General features: G+C 63.6%; 15 protein-coding genes and 1 pseudogene. 4 read left to right on the top strand and 12 right to left on the bottom strand.

Annotation, left to right across the window (positions count from 1 at the left end; genetic code table 11):
• A pseudogene (locus QZT63_RS12185) lies at positions 1-411 on the bottom strand (tRNA (N6-isopentenyl adenosine(37)-C2)-methylthiotransferase MiaB); the annotation flags it as partial.
• 250 nt (positions 412-661) lie between these two features.
• Between QZT63_RS12185 and QZT63_RS12180 the strand changes: the two are divergent.
• Positions 662-1,270: a methyltransferase domain-containing protein gene (locus QZT63_RS12180; RefSeq protein ID WP_290651545.1), complete on the top strand. Its 609-nt coding sequence runs from the start codon at positions 662-664 to the stop codon at positions 1,268-1,270.
• Here the strand turns inward: QZT63_RS12180 and QZT63_RS12175 are convergent.
• A complete protein-coding gene (locus tag QZT63_RS12175) occupies positions 1,218-1,685 on the bottom strand; it encodes an SRPBCC domain-containing protein (protein ID WP_290651544.1) in 468 nt (155 codons plus the stop codon). The two genes, QZT63_RS12180 and QZT63_RS12175, sit on opposite strands and share 53 nt — an antisense overlap.
• A gap of 183 nt (positions 1,686-1,868) precedes the next feature.
• On the opposite strand from QZT63_RS12175, the gene QZT63_RS12170 reads away from it, so the two are divergent.
• The gene (locus tag QZT63_RS12170; protein WP_290651543.1) at positions 1,869-3,317 is read left to right on the top strand and encodes a glyceraldehyde-3-phosphate dehydrogenase; all 1,449 of its coding nucleotides are present in this window, start codon (positions 1,869-1,871) and stop codon (positions 3,315-3,317) included.
• A gap of 190 nt (positions 3,318-3,507) precedes the next feature.
• Here the strand turns inward: QZT63_RS12170 and QZT63_RS12165 are convergent, their stop codons facing one another.
• The 4 genes from QZT63_RS12165 to QZT63_RS12150 form a co-directional block, all read right to left on the bottom strand.
• Entirely contained in the window at positions 3,508-3,873 is a 366-nt protein-coding gene (locus QZT63_RS12165; RefSeq protein WP_290651542.1) for a PilZ domain-containing protein, read from the bottom strand.
• Between the two features lie 114 nt (positions 3,874-3,987).
• Positions 3,988-4,497: a DUF411 domain-containing protein gene (locus tag QZT63_RS12160; RefSeq protein ID WP_290651541.1), complete on the bottom strand. Its 510-nt coding sequence runs from the start codon at positions 4,495-4,497 to the stop codon at positions 3,988-3,990.
• 320 nt (positions 4,498-4,817) lie between these two features.
• Positions 4,818-5,543: a proteasome-type protease gene (locus QZT63_RS12155; protein WP_290651540.1), complete on the bottom strand. Its 726-nt coding sequence runs from the start codon at positions 5,541-5,543 to the stop codon at positions 4,818-4,820.
• Positions 5,544-5,582: 39 nt separating this feature from the next.
• Complete coding sequence (locus tag QZT63_RS12150; protein ID WP_290651539.1) at positions 5,583-6,152, bottom strand: hypothetical protein; 570 nt, start codon at positions 6,150-6,152, stop codon at positions 5,583-5,585.
• A 284-nt stretch (positions 6,153-6,436) separates the two neighbouring features.
• On the opposite strand from QZT63_RS12150, the gene pgi reads away from it, so the two are divergent.
• Together pgi and galU are read left to right on the top strand one after the other, a co-directional pair.
• Positions 6,437-8,104: a glucose-6-phosphate isomerase gene (pgi, locus tag QZT63_RS12145; protein WP_290651538.1), complete on the top strand. Its 1,668-nt coding sequence runs from the start codon at positions 6,437-6,439 to the stop codon at positions 8,102-8,104.
• A 105-nt stretch (positions 8,105-8,209) separates the two neighbouring features.
• On the top strand, positions 8,210-9,079 hold the full coding sequence (galU, locus tag QZT63_RS12140) for a UTP--glucose-1-phosphate uridylyltransferase GalU (RefSeq protein ID WP_290651537.1): 870 nt from the start codon (positions 8,210-8,212) through the stop codon (positions 9,077-9,079).
• A 117-nt stretch (positions 9,080-9,196) separates the two neighbouring features.
• Here the strand turns inward: galU and cysQ are convergent, their stop codons facing one another.
• The 6 genes from cysQ to QZT63_RS12110 all read right to left on the bottom strand — a co-directional run bounded on the left by cysQ (position 9,197) and on the right by QZT63_RS12110 (position 18,137).
• Positions 9,197-9,958, bottom strand: a complete 762-nt coding sequence (gene cysQ, locus QZT63_RS12135) for a 3'(2'),5'-bisphosphate nucleotidase CysQ (RefSeq protein WP_290651536.1) — start codon at positions 9,956-9,958, stop codon at positions 9,197-9,199.
• 26 nt (positions 9,959-9,984) lie between these two features.
• A complete protein-coding gene (locus QZT63_RS12130; RefSeq protein WP_290651535.1) occupies positions 9,985-11,715 on the bottom strand; it encodes a bifunctional sulfate adenylyltransferase/adenylylsulfate kinase in 1,731 nt (576 codons plus the stop codon).
• A gap of 137 nt (positions 11,716-11,852) precedes the next feature.
• On the bottom strand, positions 11,853-13,619 hold the full coding sequence (locus QZT63_RS12125; protein WP_290651534.1) for an SLC13 family permease: 1,767 nt from the start codon (positions 13,617-13,619) through the stop codon (positions 11,853-11,855).
• A 234-nt stretch (positions 13,620-13,853) separates the two neighbouring features.
• A complete protein-coding gene (locus QZT63_RS12120; RefSeq protein WP_290651533.1) occupies positions 13,854-15,197 on the bottom strand; it encodes a UDP-glucose/GDP-mannose dehydrogenase family protein in 1,344 nt (447 codons plus the stop codon).
• A gap of 4 nt (positions 15,198-15,201) precedes the next feature.
• Positions 15,202-16,209 carry an NAD-dependent epimerase gene (locus QZT63_RS12115; RefSeq protein ID WP_290651532.1) on the bottom strand — a complete coding sequence of 336 codons (1,008 nt, stop codon included), beginning with the start codon at positions 16,207-16,209 and terminating at the stop codon, positions 15,202-15,204.
• Between the two features lie 191 nt (positions 16,210-16,400).
• Entirely contained in the window at positions 16,401-18,137 is a 1,737-nt protein-coding gene (locus QZT63_RS12110; protein ID WP_290651531.1) for a formate--tetrahydrofolate ligase, read from the bottom strand.
• Positions 18,138-18,592: the final 455 nt, after the last annotated feature.

The following is an 18,592-nucleotide window of genomic DNA, read 5'->3' as shown; positions in this document are numbered from 1 at the left end:
ATCAAACTTCTCGATTTCCGGAAAAGAGACGCCCACCTGGGGCCGGCGTTCCTGCCGCGCCCGATCCACCATTTCCGGCAGCCGGTGGAGTGTCTGCGGGCCGAAGACCAGGTCCACAAATGGTGCGCGCCGTTGCAGCGCCTCACCTTCCTGGGACGCCACACAACCGCCAACGCCAATCATGACCTGCGGGTTGCTTTCCTTCAGGTGCTTCCAGTGGCCCAACTGGGAGAACACCTTCTCCTGGGCCTTCTCGCGGATGGAGCAGGTATTGAGGAGTATCAGATCGGCCTGCTCGGGGGTTTCGACGCGCTCATAGCCGCGCCGATCAACCAGCACGTCCGCCATCTTGGCGGAATCGTACTCGTTCATCTGGCAGCCATGCGTCTTGACGTAGACTTTCTGATTCATGCGCTCTGATGTCGCCCTCTCTCGCACAGTGTAGAACGAACAACACGCCCTGCCCAGCACCCCGGGAAGGCCCTATCATTTCTTGATCGCTGTTGCCGTCAGAGGGTAACCGTCCCGCCACCGGGGCGGCAAGCCGACAGCCGCGTGCGCGCCGTGGGCGCGATGGTTTTGCCGGTGGAATCCCCATTGTGGCAACCAACTGCAAGAAGCCGCATGATTCGGTTCAGGGTCCAGACATTCGGAGGTGGGCATGTCGACGGGAGAAACGGATTATTGGCGGCAGCGCTGGCTGGACGGCAAGACCGGCTGGGACCGGGGCGGCGCCAGCCCGGCGTTGTTGCACTGGCTCGACAACGGAGTGATGACGCCGGGGCGCATCCTGGTACCGGGCTGTGGACACGGTTACGAGGTGGATGTGCTGGCCGAACGTGGCTTCCGGGTGACCGCGGTGGATATCGTGCCGGAGCCGCTGCAAAGGCTCCGGGAGCGGCTCTCCTCGAAGGGTCTGGAAGCGGAGATCATTCAGGACAACGTCTTCACCTATCTCCACCCGGACGGCCCGTTTGATGCCGTCTACGAGCAGACGTGCCTGTGCGCGTTTGCCCCGGAATACCGCCCGGCCTATGTCGCCCAGCTCAATCGATGGGTGCGACCCGGGGGCACGCTGTTCGCGCTTTTCACCCAGACCCCGTGGCGCAGCGGTCCGCCCTTCCATTCCTCGCCGGAGGCGATGCGGGAGCTGTTCACGGAGGACACCTGGATCTGGCCCGCCGAGGCTGATCTGTCTGTGCCCCACGAGGCCGGGTTTACCGAGCTGGGGTATCGGCTGGTCCGTCGGCCTGCTCAACCCGATACTTGAGTGCCTGATTCATGGCCTCGAAGCCCCGGCGCGTGGCCCTGGCCGTGAGCCACCACATCAACGGCAGCAGGATGCCGCTGAATTTTTCGCGATGCAGCAGCCGCGTGCCGCCACGCTCCTCATCCGCCTCCAGCATGAACCGGTGTTCACCATCGAACAGTCCGGGAACACCGAGCCGCCCGAGCCAGCTCAATTCCCGGGCGGGCATCGCCCGTAAGACTTGCGGGCGGAAGCGCATGGGGCGAAGGCCCGGCGGTTCGATGGTCACGTCGAGTCGCGCCCCCGTGTCTGCCTCTCCGCTGATGGAACGAATAAACGGGTTCCACTCGGGGTAGGCGCGAAAATCCAGCAGAACCGCCCAGACCGCCAGGGGATCGGCCTGGATGTGAATCTCGGTGACGATCTCGCGCCGCATACGCCGCCTCCCTCGCCCGCATTCGGGGTGTCGTGGTTTACTTATCACTACGTGCACAACGAGTGACATGCTTCCTTAAAGCGCTTCGTTTTTATACAATCGCGCACCTCGTGAGACCCAGCCGGCTGATGCGCTCTCGGCGTGCGTTGTCTGCCACCCGCCCGACGGCGATACGGAGTGTCCATGAACCAGCAACAGCAAGATTCCTATCTCAACGACTGGACCCAGCGCCAGGAGCTGGCCGAAGAAATGCTGCCCCTGATCGGCAGGCTCTACCGCGACCGCGGCGTGGTCCTGCGGATCTACGGCCGCACCCTGATCAACTGCAGCCCGATCGACATCCTCAAGGCACACCGCTTCGTAAAACAGTATGAGCCCGAGGGGTTGTCCATTCACAATACCCTGCCGATACTCCAGGAGCTGGCGCAGATGGATCTCTCGCCGGCACGCTTGGATCTGGGCAAGCTGACAACAGGCTATCTCAACAATACGGACAAGGAAGAATCCGTCCGCCAGTACCTCGCGCGCAAGTTGGATAGCATCCTCGGGGGGCGCGGCTCACTGCAGCTGACAGACCGCCATGACGTGGTCCTCTACGGTTTCGGCCGCATCGGCCGCCTGCTGGCCCGACAACTGATCGAGCGCACCGGCAGCGGCAATAAGCTACGCCTGCGCGCCATTGTTGTGCGCAAGGGCAAGGGTCACGACATTGCCAAACGTGCCAGCCTGCTGCGGCGCGACTCGGTTCACGGGCCCTTCGACGGCACCATCACTGTGCTCGAGGATGCCAACGCGCTGCTGGTCAACGGCAACTTCATTCAGGTGATCTATGCCGATTCCCCGGAGGACATCGACTACACGCAGTACGGCATTGAGAATGCGCTAATCGTCGATAACACCGGCAAGTGGCGTGACCCGGAAGGCCTGGGGCTGCACCTGAAGGCCAAGGGAGCCGCCAAGGTCCTGCTCACCGCCCCCGGCAAAGGCGACATGCCCGACATCGTCCACGGAGTGAATAGCCACGACCTGCGGCCGGATGACACCATCGTCTCGGCGGCAAGTTGCACGACCAACGCCATCGTGCCGGTGCTCAAGGCGATTAACGACGAGTTCGGCATCGAGCACGGCCACGTTGAGACGGTGCACGCCTATACCAACGACCAGAACCTCATCGACAATTATCATCCCGGATCCCGTCGCGGGCGCAGCGCGCCACTCAATATGGTGCTCACGGAAACCGGCGCCGCCAAGGCTGTTGCCAAGGCACTACCGGAACTCAAGGGGCGTTTGACCGGCAACGCGATTCGCGTCCCCACCCCGAATGTCTCGCTGGCGGTGCTGAACCTGAACCTCGGCCGGGAGACAAGCAAGGAGACACTCAACGAGTATCTGCGGGACATTGCCCTGCATTCGAGCATGCAGGAGCAGATTGACTACACGGCGTCGACGGAGGTGGTCTCCACCGACCTGGTGGGCTCCCGCCATGCCGGCGTCGTGGACTCGGCGTCCACGCTGGTCAATGGTGACAAGTGCGTGCTGTATGTCTGGTACGACAATGAGTTCGGCTACAGCTGCCAGGTGGTCCGGGTGATGCAGCAGATGGCGGGGCTGCATTTCCCCAGCCTGCCCTGAAGGCGCTCTCGTGGTCCGGAAGACAACGAGCGTTCATCGCCGGCCGGCGCTGCGTAAACCCGGGGCCGATGGCGCCAAACGCGGTGGAAACCAAGCTTGACCATCCCGTGATTCGACCTGAATCGCTGGTGCCCTGACCGACCTGACCGATTACGTGCGCCCGCATCGCGCGCGCACCATGCAGCGCGCGCTAGACCATGTTCAAGCGGTAGATTTCCATGAGCACTTGAACGCGGGCGCGATCATCGTCCGCAACCTCGGTGAATTCCAGGCCGGTGTGATGAAACACGGAGCTGCTTTCCTTGCGTGACCAGACAGGCCGTGCCTCCAGCACGATCTCCTGGGCACCGTGGATGGGCCGCTCGAGTTCCAGCCGCAGGCGAATCGACTCTTCGCCGTCAGGCAGCGTGAGCGGCTGCTGGCTCTGCAACATCAGCCCGTAGACGCTTACATCGGCGAGATAACCCACGAGCTCGTCGGTGTCCGCACGAAATACGCGCAGATAATGATCCAGCACTTCCCTGGGTGTACGCCGCACATCATCAGCGGTTGCCATTGGCACCTCCCTTAATCGCGCCGGAGCTTTGCCGTGTCGTTTGCACGCAGCTCCATGTTACAACGCTTTTGCTGTCAGGCCGTAGCCCACTTTCTGGCGCCATAGTGCCCCATCTCACTGGTTGTGACTGGCGAACGCGTCCATCTTTTCGCCATTTGCAAACGTAAACACCTCGTACGCATCCCGACGATTGCCCATCTCCATGCCGGGAGAGCCAATGGGCATGCCCGGCACCGCAATGCCATCCACCTCCGGGCGATCCGCCAGCAGTCGACGGACGTCCTCGGCAGGCACATGGCCTTCAACCACGTAGCCTTCGACAAATGCCGTATGGCAGGACGCCAGCTTTCGCTGCAAACCCGCTTCTTGCTTGATCGCGTTGAGTTCCTGCTGACCCACGTCGTGCGCCTCAACGTCAAATCCTTCGTCGCGCATGTAATCCACCCAGGCGGTACAGCAGCCGCACTGAGGCGTTTTGTAGACCGTGACCAATGCGGATGGGCTACCAGAGGTGGCCGGGGCGGTGGCGGTCGCAGCCCAGGCCAGCGCCAACGCGGCGCCAATCAACAGTGCCACACCTATGTAGAGCACAGCGGAAAAACGGGATCGCTTCATGACCTGCATCTTGACTCTCCATGGACCTGCCTTTCACTTTGAAGACGGCCCCACCGATACGCACCGGCCATGGCCGCTGCCGCGGATTCCGCATTCCAGCGCTGTGACCAACCCGGCACGCGATGATGCCGGCTCGGCGCGCGTTCTGATGCATGCAGTGCGCGCTACAGCGGCTCACTGCGTCAATCAGGACATTAGCATACGCGCCCGGGGTAGTGCGCACCTCATCGCCGTCATTATTTCAGCCTTCGCCGCCGCCTGGAACCTATTTCGCAACAATCGCGCACTGGCGTTCGTCGATCCCGCGGGCAGGCATGGCACCGCCGTGACTACTCCCAATCGAAGCGCGGCAAATCGTCGAACAGCCGCCGCAGCCCATCGCTCCATCGCTTGCGGATCGAGGCAAAATACGGTGAATTGAGCTTGTACCGCAGAGCACGGGGCCTCTCCAGCGTGTCCTTCGGGTAGATCATAAGGTCAAGCGGTGGCCCCACCGAGAGGTTGCTGCGCATGGTCGAATCGATGGAGACCAGCGCACAGCGCACGGTATCCTCCAGCGAGAGCGACGGCGAAATGATGCGGTCAAGGATAGGCTTGCCATACTTGGTTTCGCCGATCTGCAGGAAGGGTTGCTCCTGGGAGCAGGTGATGAAATTGCCCCGGGGATAGATGAGGAACAACCCCGGTTCCTGATTGCCGATCTGCCCGCCCAGGATAAAGCTTGCTTCCAGGGACACGTTGCCCGCGCCGGGCCCTTCCGGCGCATGTCGCGCCTGCACGCGTCGACTCACCTCTCCCACGTACTGCGCCGCCTCGGGGAGAAATCGCGCCTCGGAAAGCGCGCCGCCGGACTCGGCATTGCGCTGCATCTCCGTGACGACGGCCTGCGTTGTGGCCAGATTTCCGGCGCTGAGGAGTACGAAGACCCGGTCACCCTCCCAGATGAACGGGTGCAGCTTGGGGTAGGTATTGATGTGATCGAGGCCCGCATTCGTGCGCGAATCGGCCGCAAATACAAGCCCGGCATCCACGGCGGCAGCGAGACAATATGTCATCGGTTACTTCCTCAACCCAATTCCGGGACACCTCAGGTCTCAAAACGAGACCGTCACCACACCACGGACGTCAGCCGGCCGGCCTCCATCGAGGCCCGGCTGTGCAGCAACCGCCTCGACGCCGGCATCCAGCCAGGACGTCAGGGTGACACCGGCCTGAAGCCCGATCACCAGGTCGAGATTAGACTTTTCCGCGGGCCCACGCACCCGGGAAATCCCGGCGCGCCCCCCCAGGAAAATCCGAGGGCCGACATAGCGGCTGAAACGGTAGAACAGACCGTGGGAGCGCACGCGCTGCTCCCGCCCCGGCGCCACCTCCGGCGCCGTCCTCGAGGCGGCGTACTCGTAACCCAACTCGAATAGCCATAACCCCTCGCGTTCGGTCTCCAGGCGTGCGCGGTAGGTCAGCTGCACCGCGGCCACTGTTCCCGCATCTCCGAAGCCCTGGTCCTCGTCGGCATACCACTGGCCGCCATACGCAACCCCCAGGCCCCAACGGCTGGAAGCTGTGGACTGCGGGGGATCCAGATCAACGGCAGGCACCTCATCGGCGGCCACCCGCTGCGGCCCCGCTGCGAGCAGGCCGCAGATCAAAGCCCCGTGACACATCAGGCGCCCGGACCAGCCGCGGCAACACTGTCTCAATCTCATGCGCAGAAATTGTGTGGCAGCGTTGACGCCAGAGCAAGCACCTTCGAGAACCTACCCGCCAGGCACGCGTGGGGCGACTGGGTGCAAGGTCCCTCCTGTGACAGCGCTGATCCACGCCAGCGCTTCCGCAAGCAATGGTTCGGCCTGTGCATAATGTACAATCGAGCGGCGGTGCCAAGTCGACTACGGGAACACCCACGACCTGGCTCTCCCTTTCACCAACTGACGGATCATCTCACGCCATGGCGGACACCACCCCCTCCCGGGCCGCATTGAGGACACTGCCGGAATGGCTGGAGCTTGAGGAGCATGCGACGGCCATCCGTGAGCTGCGTATTCGTGACCTCTTCCGGGCCGATGGCCACCGCTTCGAGCGCTTCAGCATGGCGACGGAACGGCTGTTGCTTGATTTCTCCAAGAACCTCGTGGACGCCAATACTCTCAAGCTTCTGGGCGCGCTGGCTCAACGGCGCGAACTGGAGGCCTGGATCGAGCGTCTGTTCGCCGGCGAGCCGGTCAACAACACCGAGAACCGCCCCGCCATGCACATGGCGCTGCGCAATCGCGGCAGTGGCGCCATGTACGTCGGCGGCCGCGATGTCATGCCGGAGGTGGAACGGCAGCTCACCCGCATGCGCCTGTTCGTCAACCGCCTGCATCGCGGCGAGTACCGGGGCTGTACCGGTCGCGTGATCACCGACGTGGTCAACATCGGCGTCGGCGGTTCCGATCTGGGCGCGGTCATGGCCACCGAAGCGCTGGCGCCCTACCGCACCAACGCCATTCACATGCATTTCGTGAGCAGCATCGATGGCGTGCACGTCACCGATGTCCTGGAGCGGGTAAACCCCAAGACGACGCTGTTTATCATCTCATCAAAATCCTTCACCACGCTGGACACCATGACCAACGCGCGCACGGCGCGGGACTGGTTCCTGCGCCAGGTGCAGGACGCCGAGGCCATGGCACAGCATTTCCTCGGGGTCTCGGCGAACAACGCGGCCATGGGCGAGTACGGCATCGCCGAGGAGAACCGTTTCCGCATCTGGGACTGGGTCGGCGGCCGCTATTCCCTCGCCTCGTCGGTGGGGCTACCGGTGGCCATCGCTGTGGGCATGAAGAACTTCGAGGCCATGCTGGACGGCTTCCACGCCATGGATCAGCACTTCCGCACCGCCCCGTGGGACCGCAATATGCCGGTTCTACTGGGGCTTCTGGGCGTCTGGTACACCAATTTTCAGGGCGCGCCAGGCCATGTCGTGCTCCCGTACGATCACCGCCTACACCGCTTCCCCGCCTATCTGCAGCAGCTGGAAATGGAGAGCAACGGCAAGTGCGTCACCCGCGACGGCACCCCGGTGGACTACGACACCGGCGCCATCGTCTGGGGCGAGGTCGGCCCCAACGCCCAGCACTCGTTCTACCAGCTCCTGCACCAGGGCACGCGCCCCGTGATGGCCGATTTCCTCGCCCCCGCCCACGGTTCCGCGGAATACCCCCAACATCATGACCTGGCGCTGGCCAATTGTTTCGCGCAAACCCGGGCGCTCATGGAGGGGCAGAGCGCCGAGCAGGCGCGGCGGGAGATGGAGGCGACCGGCATGGCTGCGCAGCAGCTGGAGCAGGCGATTGCGCACAAGGTGCACCCGGGCAACAAGCCGAGCAATACCATTCTTTTCGATCGCCTCGATCCGGGCACCCTGGGGGAGTTGGTCGCGCTCTATGAGCACAAGGTGTTCGTGCAGAGCGTCATTTGGGACATCAACCCATTCGACCAGTGGGGCGTGGAACTGGGCAAGAAACTCGCCAAGGAGCTTCTGCCCGCGGTCACGGGCGAGCAGGAGCCCACCGACGCGGACCCCTCAACACGGGGTCTGATCGCGTACCTCCGCCAATGTCGGGGCGGGTAGCGGGCCACGCCCCCCGGTTACGGCGCGACTGACTATTGCGCAAGCACTGGCGCACCTTGTAGTTTTGCACACAAGTCCCAACCATCAACAGCAAAGGATCCTGCCATGAACCGACGTATTCGCAAGGCCGTATTCCCTGTCGCCGGCCTGGGCACCCGCTTCCTTCCTGCCACCAAGGCGAGCCCCAAGGAAATGCTCCCTGTGGTGGACAAGCCGCTGATCCAGTACGCGGTGGAAGAAGCCGTGGCGGCGGGAGCGGATACGCTGATCTTCGTCACCGGCCGCACGAAGCGTGCCATCGAAGACCACTTCGATAAAGCCTACGAGCTGGAAGTAGAGCTGGTGGCAAAACAGAAATACCGGATGCTGGAACTGGTGCGCAGCACCGTGCCCGAGGGCGTCAACTGCATCTATATCCGCCAGGGGGAAGCGCTGGGCCTGGGGCATGCGGTGCTGTGTGCCCAGCCCGTCGTTGGCGACGAGCCGTTTGCCGTCATCCTCGCAGACGACCTCATCGACGGCGGGGGCGAACGGGTGCTCTCGCAGATGGTGCGCGCGTTCGACGAGCATCAATGCTCGCTGGTGGGCGTTGAACGCGTACCCATGGGAGAGACCGGGAGCTATGGCATCGTCAGCTGCCAGGATTTCGCGGAGAGCATTTCGGCAATCGACGCCATCGTGGAAAAACCCGACCCGGCCGAGGCCCCGTCCAACCTCGCCGTGGTCGGCCGCTACATCCTGACATCAGGGATTTTCGAGCAATTGAAGCACACCGCACCGGACAACAAGGGCGAAATCCAGCTCACCGATGCCATCTCCACGCTGCTTGAACGCGAGCGCGTGCTGGCGCACGAATTCAGTGGCACGCGCTATGACTGCGGCAGCAAACTGGGCTACCTCAAGGCGACCGTGGAATACGGCCTGCAGCATGCGGAACTCGGGCCGGCGTTCGCGGAGTACCTCAGCACGCGATAGACGGCGATGCACTCTCGGCGCGGTTTCGACGGTGCATGACGCCCCCGGCTCATGCACCGTCGATCCGTACTGGTGCGGGAGTGCCCTGCCCGTCGACAACCCGCGCCCGGCCAGGGCTCACGCCGAGACGATGAAATACCCGTTATGCAGATCGTCCTTGTTGTAGCGCAATGGCGTGCGCTCGTCCTCCGCCATCACGACATGCCCCCCGGCCGCCTCGACAATGGCCTGGCCGGCACCCGTGTCCCATTCCATGGTTGGGCCGAAACGCGGATACAACGTCGCCCGTCCCTCGGCCACGGCACAGAACTTCAACGAACTCCCCACCGGCACCTCATCGGCGACATGAATCCGTTGCAGGTACTCCGCGAGCTCGCCACTGGGGTGTGACCGGCTCTTGACCACCGCATGGCCGTTATCCGGCGCACGCACCGCAAGCGGCTGCCGGGGACCATCGGCCGACTGGCGCCAAGCGCCCGCACCGACCACGCCCGCGTAGGTCATCCCCAGCGCCGGCGCGTGAATCACCCCCCAAACCGGGCGTTCCCCCTCAATCAGGGCGATATTCACCGTGAACTCGCCATTGCGCTTGATGAACTCCTTCGTCCCATCCAGCGGATCCACCAGCCAAAAGCGCGACCATTGCCGACGCTCCGCCACGGGCACATCCGCCCCCTCCTCCGAGAGGACGGGAATCGTCGGCGTCAACGCCCGCAGCTCCCGATCAATGATCCCATGTGCCGCCCGGTCTGCCGCCGTCAGCGGGGAGTTGTCCTCTTTTGTCTCAACGTCAAACTCGGGACCGTCGTAGATCGCGAGGATGGCGTCGCCGGCGCGGCGAGCGATGGCGATGACTGCTTCGAAATCGGGGTGGGTCATGATTGGCTCCGTGACGTATCCTTGACTCATGCGAGATCGATGAAGCCCTGGCGCTCCAGATGCAGGATCACTTGCTGCGCCAGCTCGTCGGCGGAATAGCGCGACGTGTCCACCACCACCTCGGCATGCTCCGGCTCCTCGTAGGGATCATCAATGCCCGTGAAGTGCTTGATCTGCCCCGCGCGCGCCTTGGCGTAGAGCCCCTTGCGATCGCGCTCCTCGCAGACCTCCAGCGGCGTGGCCACATACACTTCGACAAATCCTCCCCCTTGGCTCACCATCTCCCGTACCTCGCGGCGCGTCGCCCGATAGGGTGCGATGGGCGCGCAGATCGCGACCCCGCCATTTTTCGTGATCTCGCTGGCCACGAACCCGATACGCCGGATATTGATCTCCCGATGCTCCTTGGAAAACCCCAGCTCACTCGACAGATGCTTGCGCACCAGGTCGCCGTCGAGCAGCGTCACCGGTCGCGTGCCGTGCTCCATCAGCTTCGCCATCAACACATTGGCGATGGTGGATTTACCCGAACCGGACAGGCCCGTGAAAAACACCGTGAGACCCTGCTCGCGCTTGGGCGGGAACGCCTGCCGCAGACGCCTGATCACCTCCGGATAGGAAAACCAGTCCGGCAGCTCCAAGCCCTCCTTCAGGCGTCGCCGCAGCTCCGTGCCGGAGATGTTCAGCACGCGCCCACTCTCCGGCACCTCGGACCGCGGCACGTATTGCGCGAGGTCCTCGACATAAACCATCTCCTCGAACGGCTGCATGACAACGCCCAGCTCATCCTGATAGGCGCGGACCATCTCCTGGGCATCGTAGGGGCCGTAGAACTCCTCTCCCTGGCTGTCTTTACCCGGCCCGGCATGGTCGCGGCCGACGATAAAGCGCGTGCAGCCGTGATTCTTGCGGATGATCGCATGCCAGATCGCCTCCCGGGGCCCACCCATACGCATGGCCAGCGGCAGGAGGCTGAGCTGCGTGGTCTGCTCCGGGAAATGCTTGATCACCTCCTGGTAGCAACGCACGCGCACGAAGTAGTCCACATCGCCCGGCTTGGTCATACCCACCACCGGGTGGATCAGCAGATTCGCCTCACCCTTTTGCGACGCCCGCTTGGCCAGCTCCACGTGGGCCCGGTGCATCGGGTTGCGGGTCTGGAATGCGACCACGTTGTTCCAGCCCATTTTCATGAACCACTCGCGCAGCTCGCGCGGGGTGTGGCGCAAGTGCTTGAACGTATGATGCGGCGGCAGCTCGATTCCCTCCAGCGGTCCACCGAGGAACACCGGATGGGTCTGGTGGAACAGCCGAAAGACCTCCGGATGCACCTCGTCGGCGGTCCCGTAAACCTGCTCTGCCTGCCTGCGCATATCCGCGCGATACGTGTCCTCCACCGTCATGACCGCCAGCACCATGCCCTCCGGGTGGCGCAGGGCAATGCGCGCACCGGGGTTCAGGCCGCCGGCGAACGCCTCGGTGACATCCAGGTTCAGCGGGATGGGCCAGAGTGTGCCATCGGCGAGGCGCATATCAGCACAAACGCGCTCGTAGTCCTTTTGCCGAAGGAAACCGTCCAGCGGCGAAAAACCACCGTTGAGCAACAGCTCGATATCGCACACTTGACGCTCGGTGAGGTCCCAGGATGGCAGGTCCCGTGATTCCTGTCGCAGCGCTGCGGCACGATGCGAATCCACCAGCAGTTCCTTGAGGGCGCCACCATGGGGCGGGGTCAGAGCTTCGGATGCCTCAGTCATTTGCAAGAACCTCACTCAAACATGGAAGTATGAAAAATGTCCGCAGCGCCATCAGGGCCACGGTCAACGCCCCTGCCCTCGCGCGCTTGTGCGAGCGCCCAGTGTCCTGCAACCCAGGTTCGCTGGCTTACAGAACACTAGAACCCCCACACCAGCGGGATGATCAGCACAGCCACCACCGCCGTGATCAGATTCAACGGTAGACCCATACGGAGAAAATCCGAGAAATGGTAACCCCCGGGTCCGTACACCATGAGGTTGGTCTGATAACCGATGGGTGTGGCGAAGCTCGCCGATGCAGCCAGCATAATGGCGATCACGAACGGCATGAGACTCACGTCCAGATCACTGGACACGGCCAGGGCGATCGGGAACATCAGCAGCGCGGCGGCATTGTTCGTGATCACTGCCGTAAAACCGGCCGTCAACAGGTAAATGGCAGCCAGATTCACGAGCGGCTGATCCCCGACGAGCTCAATCACGGCATGGGCCGTGACCATGGCGACGCCCGTCTTGTCCATGGCGACGCCAAGCCCGAACGCGGCGGCGATGACCAGCAGCACGGACCAATCGATATTGCGCCGCGCCACCTCCACCGTGCAGCAGCCCGTCAGCAGCATTCCGGCCGCGGCCAGCAGGGCCGCTTCCAGCATGCTGAGCCAGCCGAAACCGGCAGTCACCACCATCACGCCCAGCAAGGCCACCGCCACCGACGCGCGCTCATGGCGTGGCGGCGAGGAATCCTCCACCTGACTGACCAGAAAGAAGTCGCGGCTGTTGCGCTGTTGGTCAACGAACGACTGACGCGCTTCCAGCAGCAGGGTATCGCCGGGCTGGATGACAATATCGCCGATCTTGCCGCCGAGCCGTTCGCCGTTACGCGCCACCGCGATCACGACTGCGTTGTACCGGGACCGGAACCGCCCGTCCCGGATGGTCTGACCCACCACCGGACACGTGTCGGAGACCACCGCCTCGATCATGGTGCGCTGGGAGCGCAGGCCTTCGAGCTTGAACACCTGGTCCGTGGCCGGCGTCAGGCCGCGGATCTTCTGCAGCTCCACCACGGAGCTCACAACGCCTACGAAGACCAGCCGGTCGCCGGCCTGAAGCTTCTCGCGGGGCGAGACGGCCGGCAGGACGGAGCCGTTGCGGTCAATCTCAGCGAGGAACATGCTCGACAGGCGACGCAGCCCGGCGTCCTCGATGGACTTGCCCACCAGCGGTCCGTCCGGATCCACCAGCATCTCGACGCTGTACTCGCGCGGGTCGGTCAGGCGGCTGATGGCCGGCTGGCGATCCGGCAGCAGCCACCGGCTGGTGAGCAGGATGAAGCCCAGACCCACAATGGCCACCGGCACCCCCACCCAGGCGATGTCGAACATGCGCAGTCCCTCGCCGGTGCGGTCGACGACCAGGCCATTGACCACCAGGTTCGTACTGGTACCGATCAGCGTGCAGGTCCCGCCCAGGATCGCCGCATAGCTCAATGGGATCATGAGCTTCGAGTTAGAGAGCTCGAACTTGCGTGCCCATTCGTTGACCGCCGGGATAAGCATGGCCACCACGGGCGTGTTGTTGAGAAACGCGCTGAGGAAAGCCACCGGGCTCATGAGCTTGAGCTGTGCGTGCGTCAGGGATCGCGGCCGGCCCAGCAGGCGCTGGACGATCCAGTGGATGCCGCCGGTTTCCTGCAACCCGGAGACCACGACGTACAGGACGGCCACGGTAATCAGGCCCTCATTGGCCAGACCGCCGAACGCATCGCTCGGCTGCAGTACGCCCGAGAGCAGAAGTATGGTAACCGCACCGAGGAAGACCATGTCCGTGGCCAGTCGCGTGAACGTGAGCACGCCAAGCACGCCCCCCACGACTGCAATAGTCAACCAGGCCTCCCATCCCAAGGCGGACTACTCCTCCGGTAAATAGCGCCGACAGCGGGCGCAACAGTGGGAAATTCAAACGCTCATGATGAATCCGGGGCGCGACGCGCCCTGCCCCCGAAAGCCATGCACTCTACCGCCGCTCCCTTAGAAGCGAAAGTACTGATTCGTCATAGGAGCAGACGCGACAAGAATAAAGAACGCGCTGCACGATGCATGGCGACCAGGAGGGGGATCGTTTCGAGCTTCCTTGGCTCATGCGAACGACTGCACGCTCTCACCGCGGCCGATGGCGTAATAGGTGAACCCGAAGTCCGCCAAGCGTCCGGGATCGTAGACGTTGCGCCCGTCGACGATAACAGGCTGCTTCAGTGCGGCGCGAATCCGATCGAAATCCGGACTGCGGAACTGCTGCCATTCAGTACACAGCACCAGGGCATCCGCGCCCTCGAGCACGTCGTACGCGTTGCTGCAAAGGGTCAGCTGCGCGGTCTCACCGTAGATGCGCTGCGTCGCTTCCATGGCCTCCGGGTCATAGGCTCGCACCCGGGCTCCGGCCGCCCACAGCGCCTCCATGAGCGTGCGGCTGGGGGCCTCGCGCATATCATCGGTGTTGGGCTTGAAGGCAAGGCCCCACACGGCGATGGTGCGCCCCCGCAGATCACCCTGGAAATGCTGTTCCAGGCGCTGAAACAGCACCTGTTTCTGCCGCGCGTTCACCGACTCCACCGCATCCAGGATCATGGGCTCAAAGTCGACCTGGCGCGCGGTCCGGGCCAGCGCCTTGACGTCCTTGGGAAAGCAGGAACCACCATACCCGCAACCGGGGTAGATGAAGTGATAGCCGATGCGGGGATCGGAGCCGATACCATGGCGCACCGACTCGATATCCGCGCCGAGGCGCTCGGCGAGCCCGGCAAGCTCGTTCATGAAACTGATCTTGGTGGCCAGCATGGCGTTGGCCGCGTACTTCGTGAGCTCCGCGGAGCGCACGTCCATGACCAGCACCTTCTCCTGCTTGCGACCGAAAGGGGCGTAGAGATCGCGCATGAGGCGCGTCGCACGCGCGTCGTCGCTGCCGACCACCACACGGTCGGGTTTCATGAAGTCACTGATGGCGGCGCCTTCCTTGAGGAACTCCGGGTTTGAGACCACGGCGAAGGACACCTCCACACCGCGTGCCGCGAGTTCCTCGCGCAGGGTCTGCCGCACCCTGTCCGCCGTGCCCACCGGTACCGTGGACTTGTTCACGACCACCCGGTAGCCGTTCATGTGCCGGCCGATGCTTTGCGCCACCTGCACGACGTGCTGCAGATCCGCTGAGCCGTCCTCCTCGGAGGGCGTCCCCACGGCGATGAACTGCAACAGGCCGTGCTCCACCGCCTGCGCGACATCCGTGGTAAAACGCAGCCGGCCCGCCATGCGACTGTCCAGCATCATGTCCTCGAGGCCCGGCTCGTAGATCGGCACCTCACCGCGATTCAGCCGCTCCACCCGCTCCTGATCGATATCCATGCACAGCACATCATTGCCCGTCTCCGCCAGGCAGGCGCCGGTGACAAGCCCGACATAGCCGCTTCCGTAAATGGTGATCTTCATTGTGTTATACCCCGTAATAGCTCCGGTACCACGCGACGAAACGGCGAACACCCTCTTCCACGGGCGTGTCGGGACGGTATCCCACGTCGCTCACCAATTCTTCGGCGTCCGCCCAGGTGTCCGGTACATCGCCCTGTTGCATGGGCAACAGCCGTTTCTCCGCCTCCTGGCCGAGGCATTCTTCCAGCACCTGGATATAGCGCATCAGCTCGACTGGCCGGTTGTTGCCGATGTTGTAGAGCCGGTAGGGGGCAGCACTGGTGGCCGGATCCGGGGCATCCCCGGACCACTCCGGGTTGGCGGTGGCGACGCAATCCATGGCCCGCACCACGCCCTGCGCAATGTCGTCGACATAGGTGAAATCGCGACGGTGATTGCCGTAGTTGTAGACCTCGATGGGCTCGCCGGCGAGGATTGCCTTGGTGAACTTGAACAACGCCATATCCGGCCGCCCCCAAGGCCCATAGACCGTGAAAAAGCGCAAACCGGTCACCGGCAGCCCGTACAAATGGGCGTACGTATGGGCCATGAGCTCGTTGGCCTTTTTCGTGGCCGCGTACATGGACAGGGGATGATCCACGTTCTGATGCACGGAGAACGGCATGGCCGTATTGGCGCCGTAGACAGAACTAGTGGAGGCATAAACCAGATGCTCGACGCCGGTCTCGCGGCAGGCCTCGAGCACGTTCATGTAGCCGACGACGTTGCTGTCGACATACGCGTGGGGGTTTTCCAGGGAATAGCGCACCCCGGCCTGGGCGGCGAGATGAATAACGCGATCGAAATGCGCATGCCGGAACAGCGCCATCATGCCGGCCTGGTCCGCCACGTCAAGGCGCACGAACCGAAACCGCTGGTGTGTGCGCAACTGTGCCAGCCGCGCCTCTTTCAGCGTGACGTCATAATAGTCGTTGAGGTTATCCAGGCCCTCCACGGTGTCGCCACGCTCAAGGAGCAACTGCGCCACGTGGAAGCCAATAAAGCCCGCCGCACCGGTGACCAGTACCTTCATGGTGTCCCTTTCCCTGCCCGTCCTAGAAGAGGCCCGCCGCGCAGGTCCGCTTCGGGACCTCGCGACGGGATTGGGCATGGTACCCGGCTGGCAGCGCTTGAACCAGCGGTCAGGGCTTTCCGACCAACCGCAGCCCGCGCCGATCCATCCGTCGGGTTACGCGCAACGGTTGCGGCGGTTAGGTCGGCGACTTAGAACAGACCCACAATCTGCTCGTTCTCGTCAATATCAATGTGGCCGGCCGCCGGGTTCCCACCGAGCCCGGGCATGGTGCGGACCTCACCGCAGAGGGCATAGACGAAGCCGGCACCGGCGGACAGGCGAACCTCCTTGACCGGCAGGGTCCAGCCCGTCGGTGCACCCTGCAGCGACGCATCCGCGGACAGCGAGAGGTGCGTCTTGGCGATGCATACCGGGAGTTCTCCATAACCCTGGTACTGGTACCTGTCGATCTGCTTGCGGGCCTCGACGCTGAAGGCCACACCTTCGGCGCCGTAGATCCGCGTGGCAATGCGCTTGATCTTGTCGTCCAGGTTCATCTCTTCGGGATAGAGGAACTCGAACTGGTTCGGCTCTTCCGCAGCCTCGGCCACGGCCTCGGCCAGCTCCGCCGCTCCCCAACCGCCGTCGCGCACATGCGTGCACAGCGCCACCCGCGCCCCCGCGCGCTCGGCCACATTCCGGATTGCCTCGTGCTCGGAGGCGAAATCCGAGGGGAAGACGTTGATCGCCACCACAGGGGAGATGCCGTGGATACGGATATTCTCGATCTGCTTGCGCAGATTGTCGGCACCGGCGTAAACGTCGTCCGGGCTCTCGGCAGTCATCTCCTCGGGCAGGGGCCGCCCGGGCACCACGCGGAACTTGCCGGAGTGGAACTTAAGCCCGCGCACGGTGGCGACCACGACGGCGGCGTCCGGCACCATGCCGGAGGCACGGCACTTGATGTTGAAGAAACGCTCGGCCCCCATGTCCGCGCCAAAGCCCGCCTCGGTAATGAGATAATCGCTGGTCCGCAGGGCGATACGGTCCGCGACGATGGACGAGTTGCCATGGGCAATATTGCCGAACGGGCCCGCATGCATGAGCGCCGGCGTATGTTCCAGGGTCTGTAGCAGGTTCGGCTTCAGGGCGTCCTTGAGCAATGCCGTCATGGCACCAGCCGCGCCGATATCCTCGGCCGTGACCGGCTGATTGCTGCGGGTGTACCCCACGACAATGCGCCCGAGCCGCAGGCGCAGATCGCTCAGCGAATGCGCCAGCGCCAGGATCGCCATGACCTCCGATGCGGCAGTGATCTCGAACCCGGTCTGGCGCGTGAACCCGTCAGCCTGCCCGCCCAGGCCAATGACCACGTTGCGCAGGGCGCGGTCATTGATATCCATGCTGCGCGTCCAGCTAATGCGCTGCGGGTCCAGATCCACGCCACGGCGGTGATGCAGGTGATTGTCGATCATGGCCGCGAGTAAATTGTGCGCCGACGCCACGGCATGAATGTCGCCGGTCAGGTGGAGATTGATCCGCTCCATGGGGATGACTTGGCTGTACCCGCCTCCGGCCGCGCCTCCCTTAATACCAAGGGTCGGCCCCATGGACGGCTGGCGCAGCGCGACCGAGGCCGTGCGCCCCACATGATAGAACCCCTGGGCGAGGCCGATGGCGGTGGTGGTCTTGCCCTCACCCAGCGGCGTCGGCGTAATGGCGGACACCACCACGTAGCGCCCCCTGGGCCGGTCGGCCAGCGCATGTATGGCCGCCAGATCGATCTTGGCGACGTCATGGCCGTAGGGCTCCACATGGTCGGGGTCCAGCCCCATCGCGGCGGCGATTTCGGTAATGGGCCGCCGCGGGGTGTGCCGCGCAATCTCCAAGTTGCTGGGCAGGACCTCAGCCACCGCGGCCTCCACCTCTTTCACGCTCGTTGCCATGCTTTCCCCCTCGTCCGGCTCTGTTGCCACATCGTGAAATGGCATTATCCCGGGCGTGCGCCGGAACCAATTGCTTGTGGGCGCCGTCAAAGGGTTTGCGGACGACAACGTGTTGTCATCGCAACGCTTGAAGCAGTTCTTGAATCCGCCTCCAAGGGCCGCAAGACGCTCCTGCATAAGCGATAGGCGTACACAGAACAGTCGGAGCGGCGTCGCTGCGGGATAAACGCAGCACGCAATCAGAAAACACCACGCGAGCGGTGTGCAATGGAGGAGAGATAGATGCCACAGCATGGACGATCGGCGAGTACTCCCAAGCGGGTCGGGTTCTTGTTGGTGCCCGGCTTTTCGCTCATGGCGTTTGCATCCGCCCTGGAGCCATTACGCATGGCCAACCAGCTGACGGAAAAGGAACTCTACACCTGGCAGCTCATCAGCCGGGATGGCAAGCCCGT

The organism is Aquisalimonas sp., from assembly GCF_007120195.1.
Taxonomy (GTDB): domain Bacteria; phylum Pseudomonadota; class Gammaproteobacteria; order Nitrococcales; family Aquisalimonadaceae; genus Aquisalimonas.
Note: the sequence above shows the minus strand (reverse complement) of the source record. Positions and strands in the feature narration are given on the sequence as shown.

Excerpts from the sequence above, each read along its gene's own strand:
- QZT63_RS12180 (WP_290651545.1), top strand. The coding sequence starts at position 662 with ATGTCGACGGGAGAAACGGATTATTGGCGGCAGCGCTGGCTGGACGGC.
- QZT63_RS12175 (WP_290651544.1), bottom strand. The coding sequence starts at position 1,685 with ATGCGGCGCGAGATCGTCACCGAGATTCACATCCAGGCCGATCCCCTG.
- QZT63_RS12170 (WP_290651543.1), top strand. The coding sequence starts at position 1,869 with ATGAACCAGCAACAGCAAGATTCCTATCTCAACGACTGGACCCAGCGC.
- QZT63_RS12165 (WP_290651542.1), bottom strand. The coding sequence starts at position 3,873 with ATGGCAACCGCTGATGATGTGCGGCGTACACCCAGGGAAGTGCTGGAT.
- QZT63_RS12160 (WP_290651541.1), bottom strand. The coding sequence starts at position 4,497 with ATGCAGGTCATGAAGCGATCCCGTTTTTCCGCTGTGCTCTACATAGGT.
- QZT63_RS12155 (WP_290651540.1), bottom strand. The coding sequence starts at position 5,543 with ATGACATATTGTCTCGCTGCCGCCGTGGATGCCGGGCTTGTATTTGCG.
- QZT63_RS12150 (WP_290651539.1), bottom strand. The coding sequence starts at position 6,152 with ATGTGTCACGGGGCTTTGATCTGCGGCCTGCTCGCAGCGGGGCCGCAG.
- pgi (WP_290651538.1), top strand. The coding sequence starts at position 6,437 with ATGGCGGACACCACCCCCTCCCGGGCCGCATTGAGGACACTGCCGGAA.
- galU (WP_290651537.1), top strand. The coding sequence starts at position 8,210 with ATGAACCGACGTATTCGCAAGGCCGTATTCCCTGTCGCCGGCCTGGGC.
- cysQ (WP_290651536.1), bottom strand. The coding sequence starts at position 9,958 with ATGACCCACCCCGATTTCGAAGCAGTCATCGCCATCGCTCGCCGCGCC.
- QZT63_RS12130 (WP_290651535.1), bottom strand. The coding sequence starts at position 11,715 with ATGACTGAGGCATCCGAAGCTCTGACCCCGCCCCATGGTGGCGCCCTC.
- QZT63_RS12120 (WP_290651533.1), bottom strand. The coding sequence starts at position 15,197 with ATGAAGATCACCATTTACGGAAGCGGCTATGTCGGGCTTGTCACCGGC.
- QZT63_RS12115 (WP_290651532.1), bottom strand. The coding sequence starts at position 16,209 with ATGAAGGTACTGGTCACCGGTGCGGCGGGCTTTATTGGCTTCCACGTG.
- QZT63_RS12110 (WP_290651531.1), bottom strand. The coding sequence starts at position 18,137 with ATGGCAACGAGCGTGAAAGAGGTGGAGGCCGCGGTGGCTGAGGTCCTG.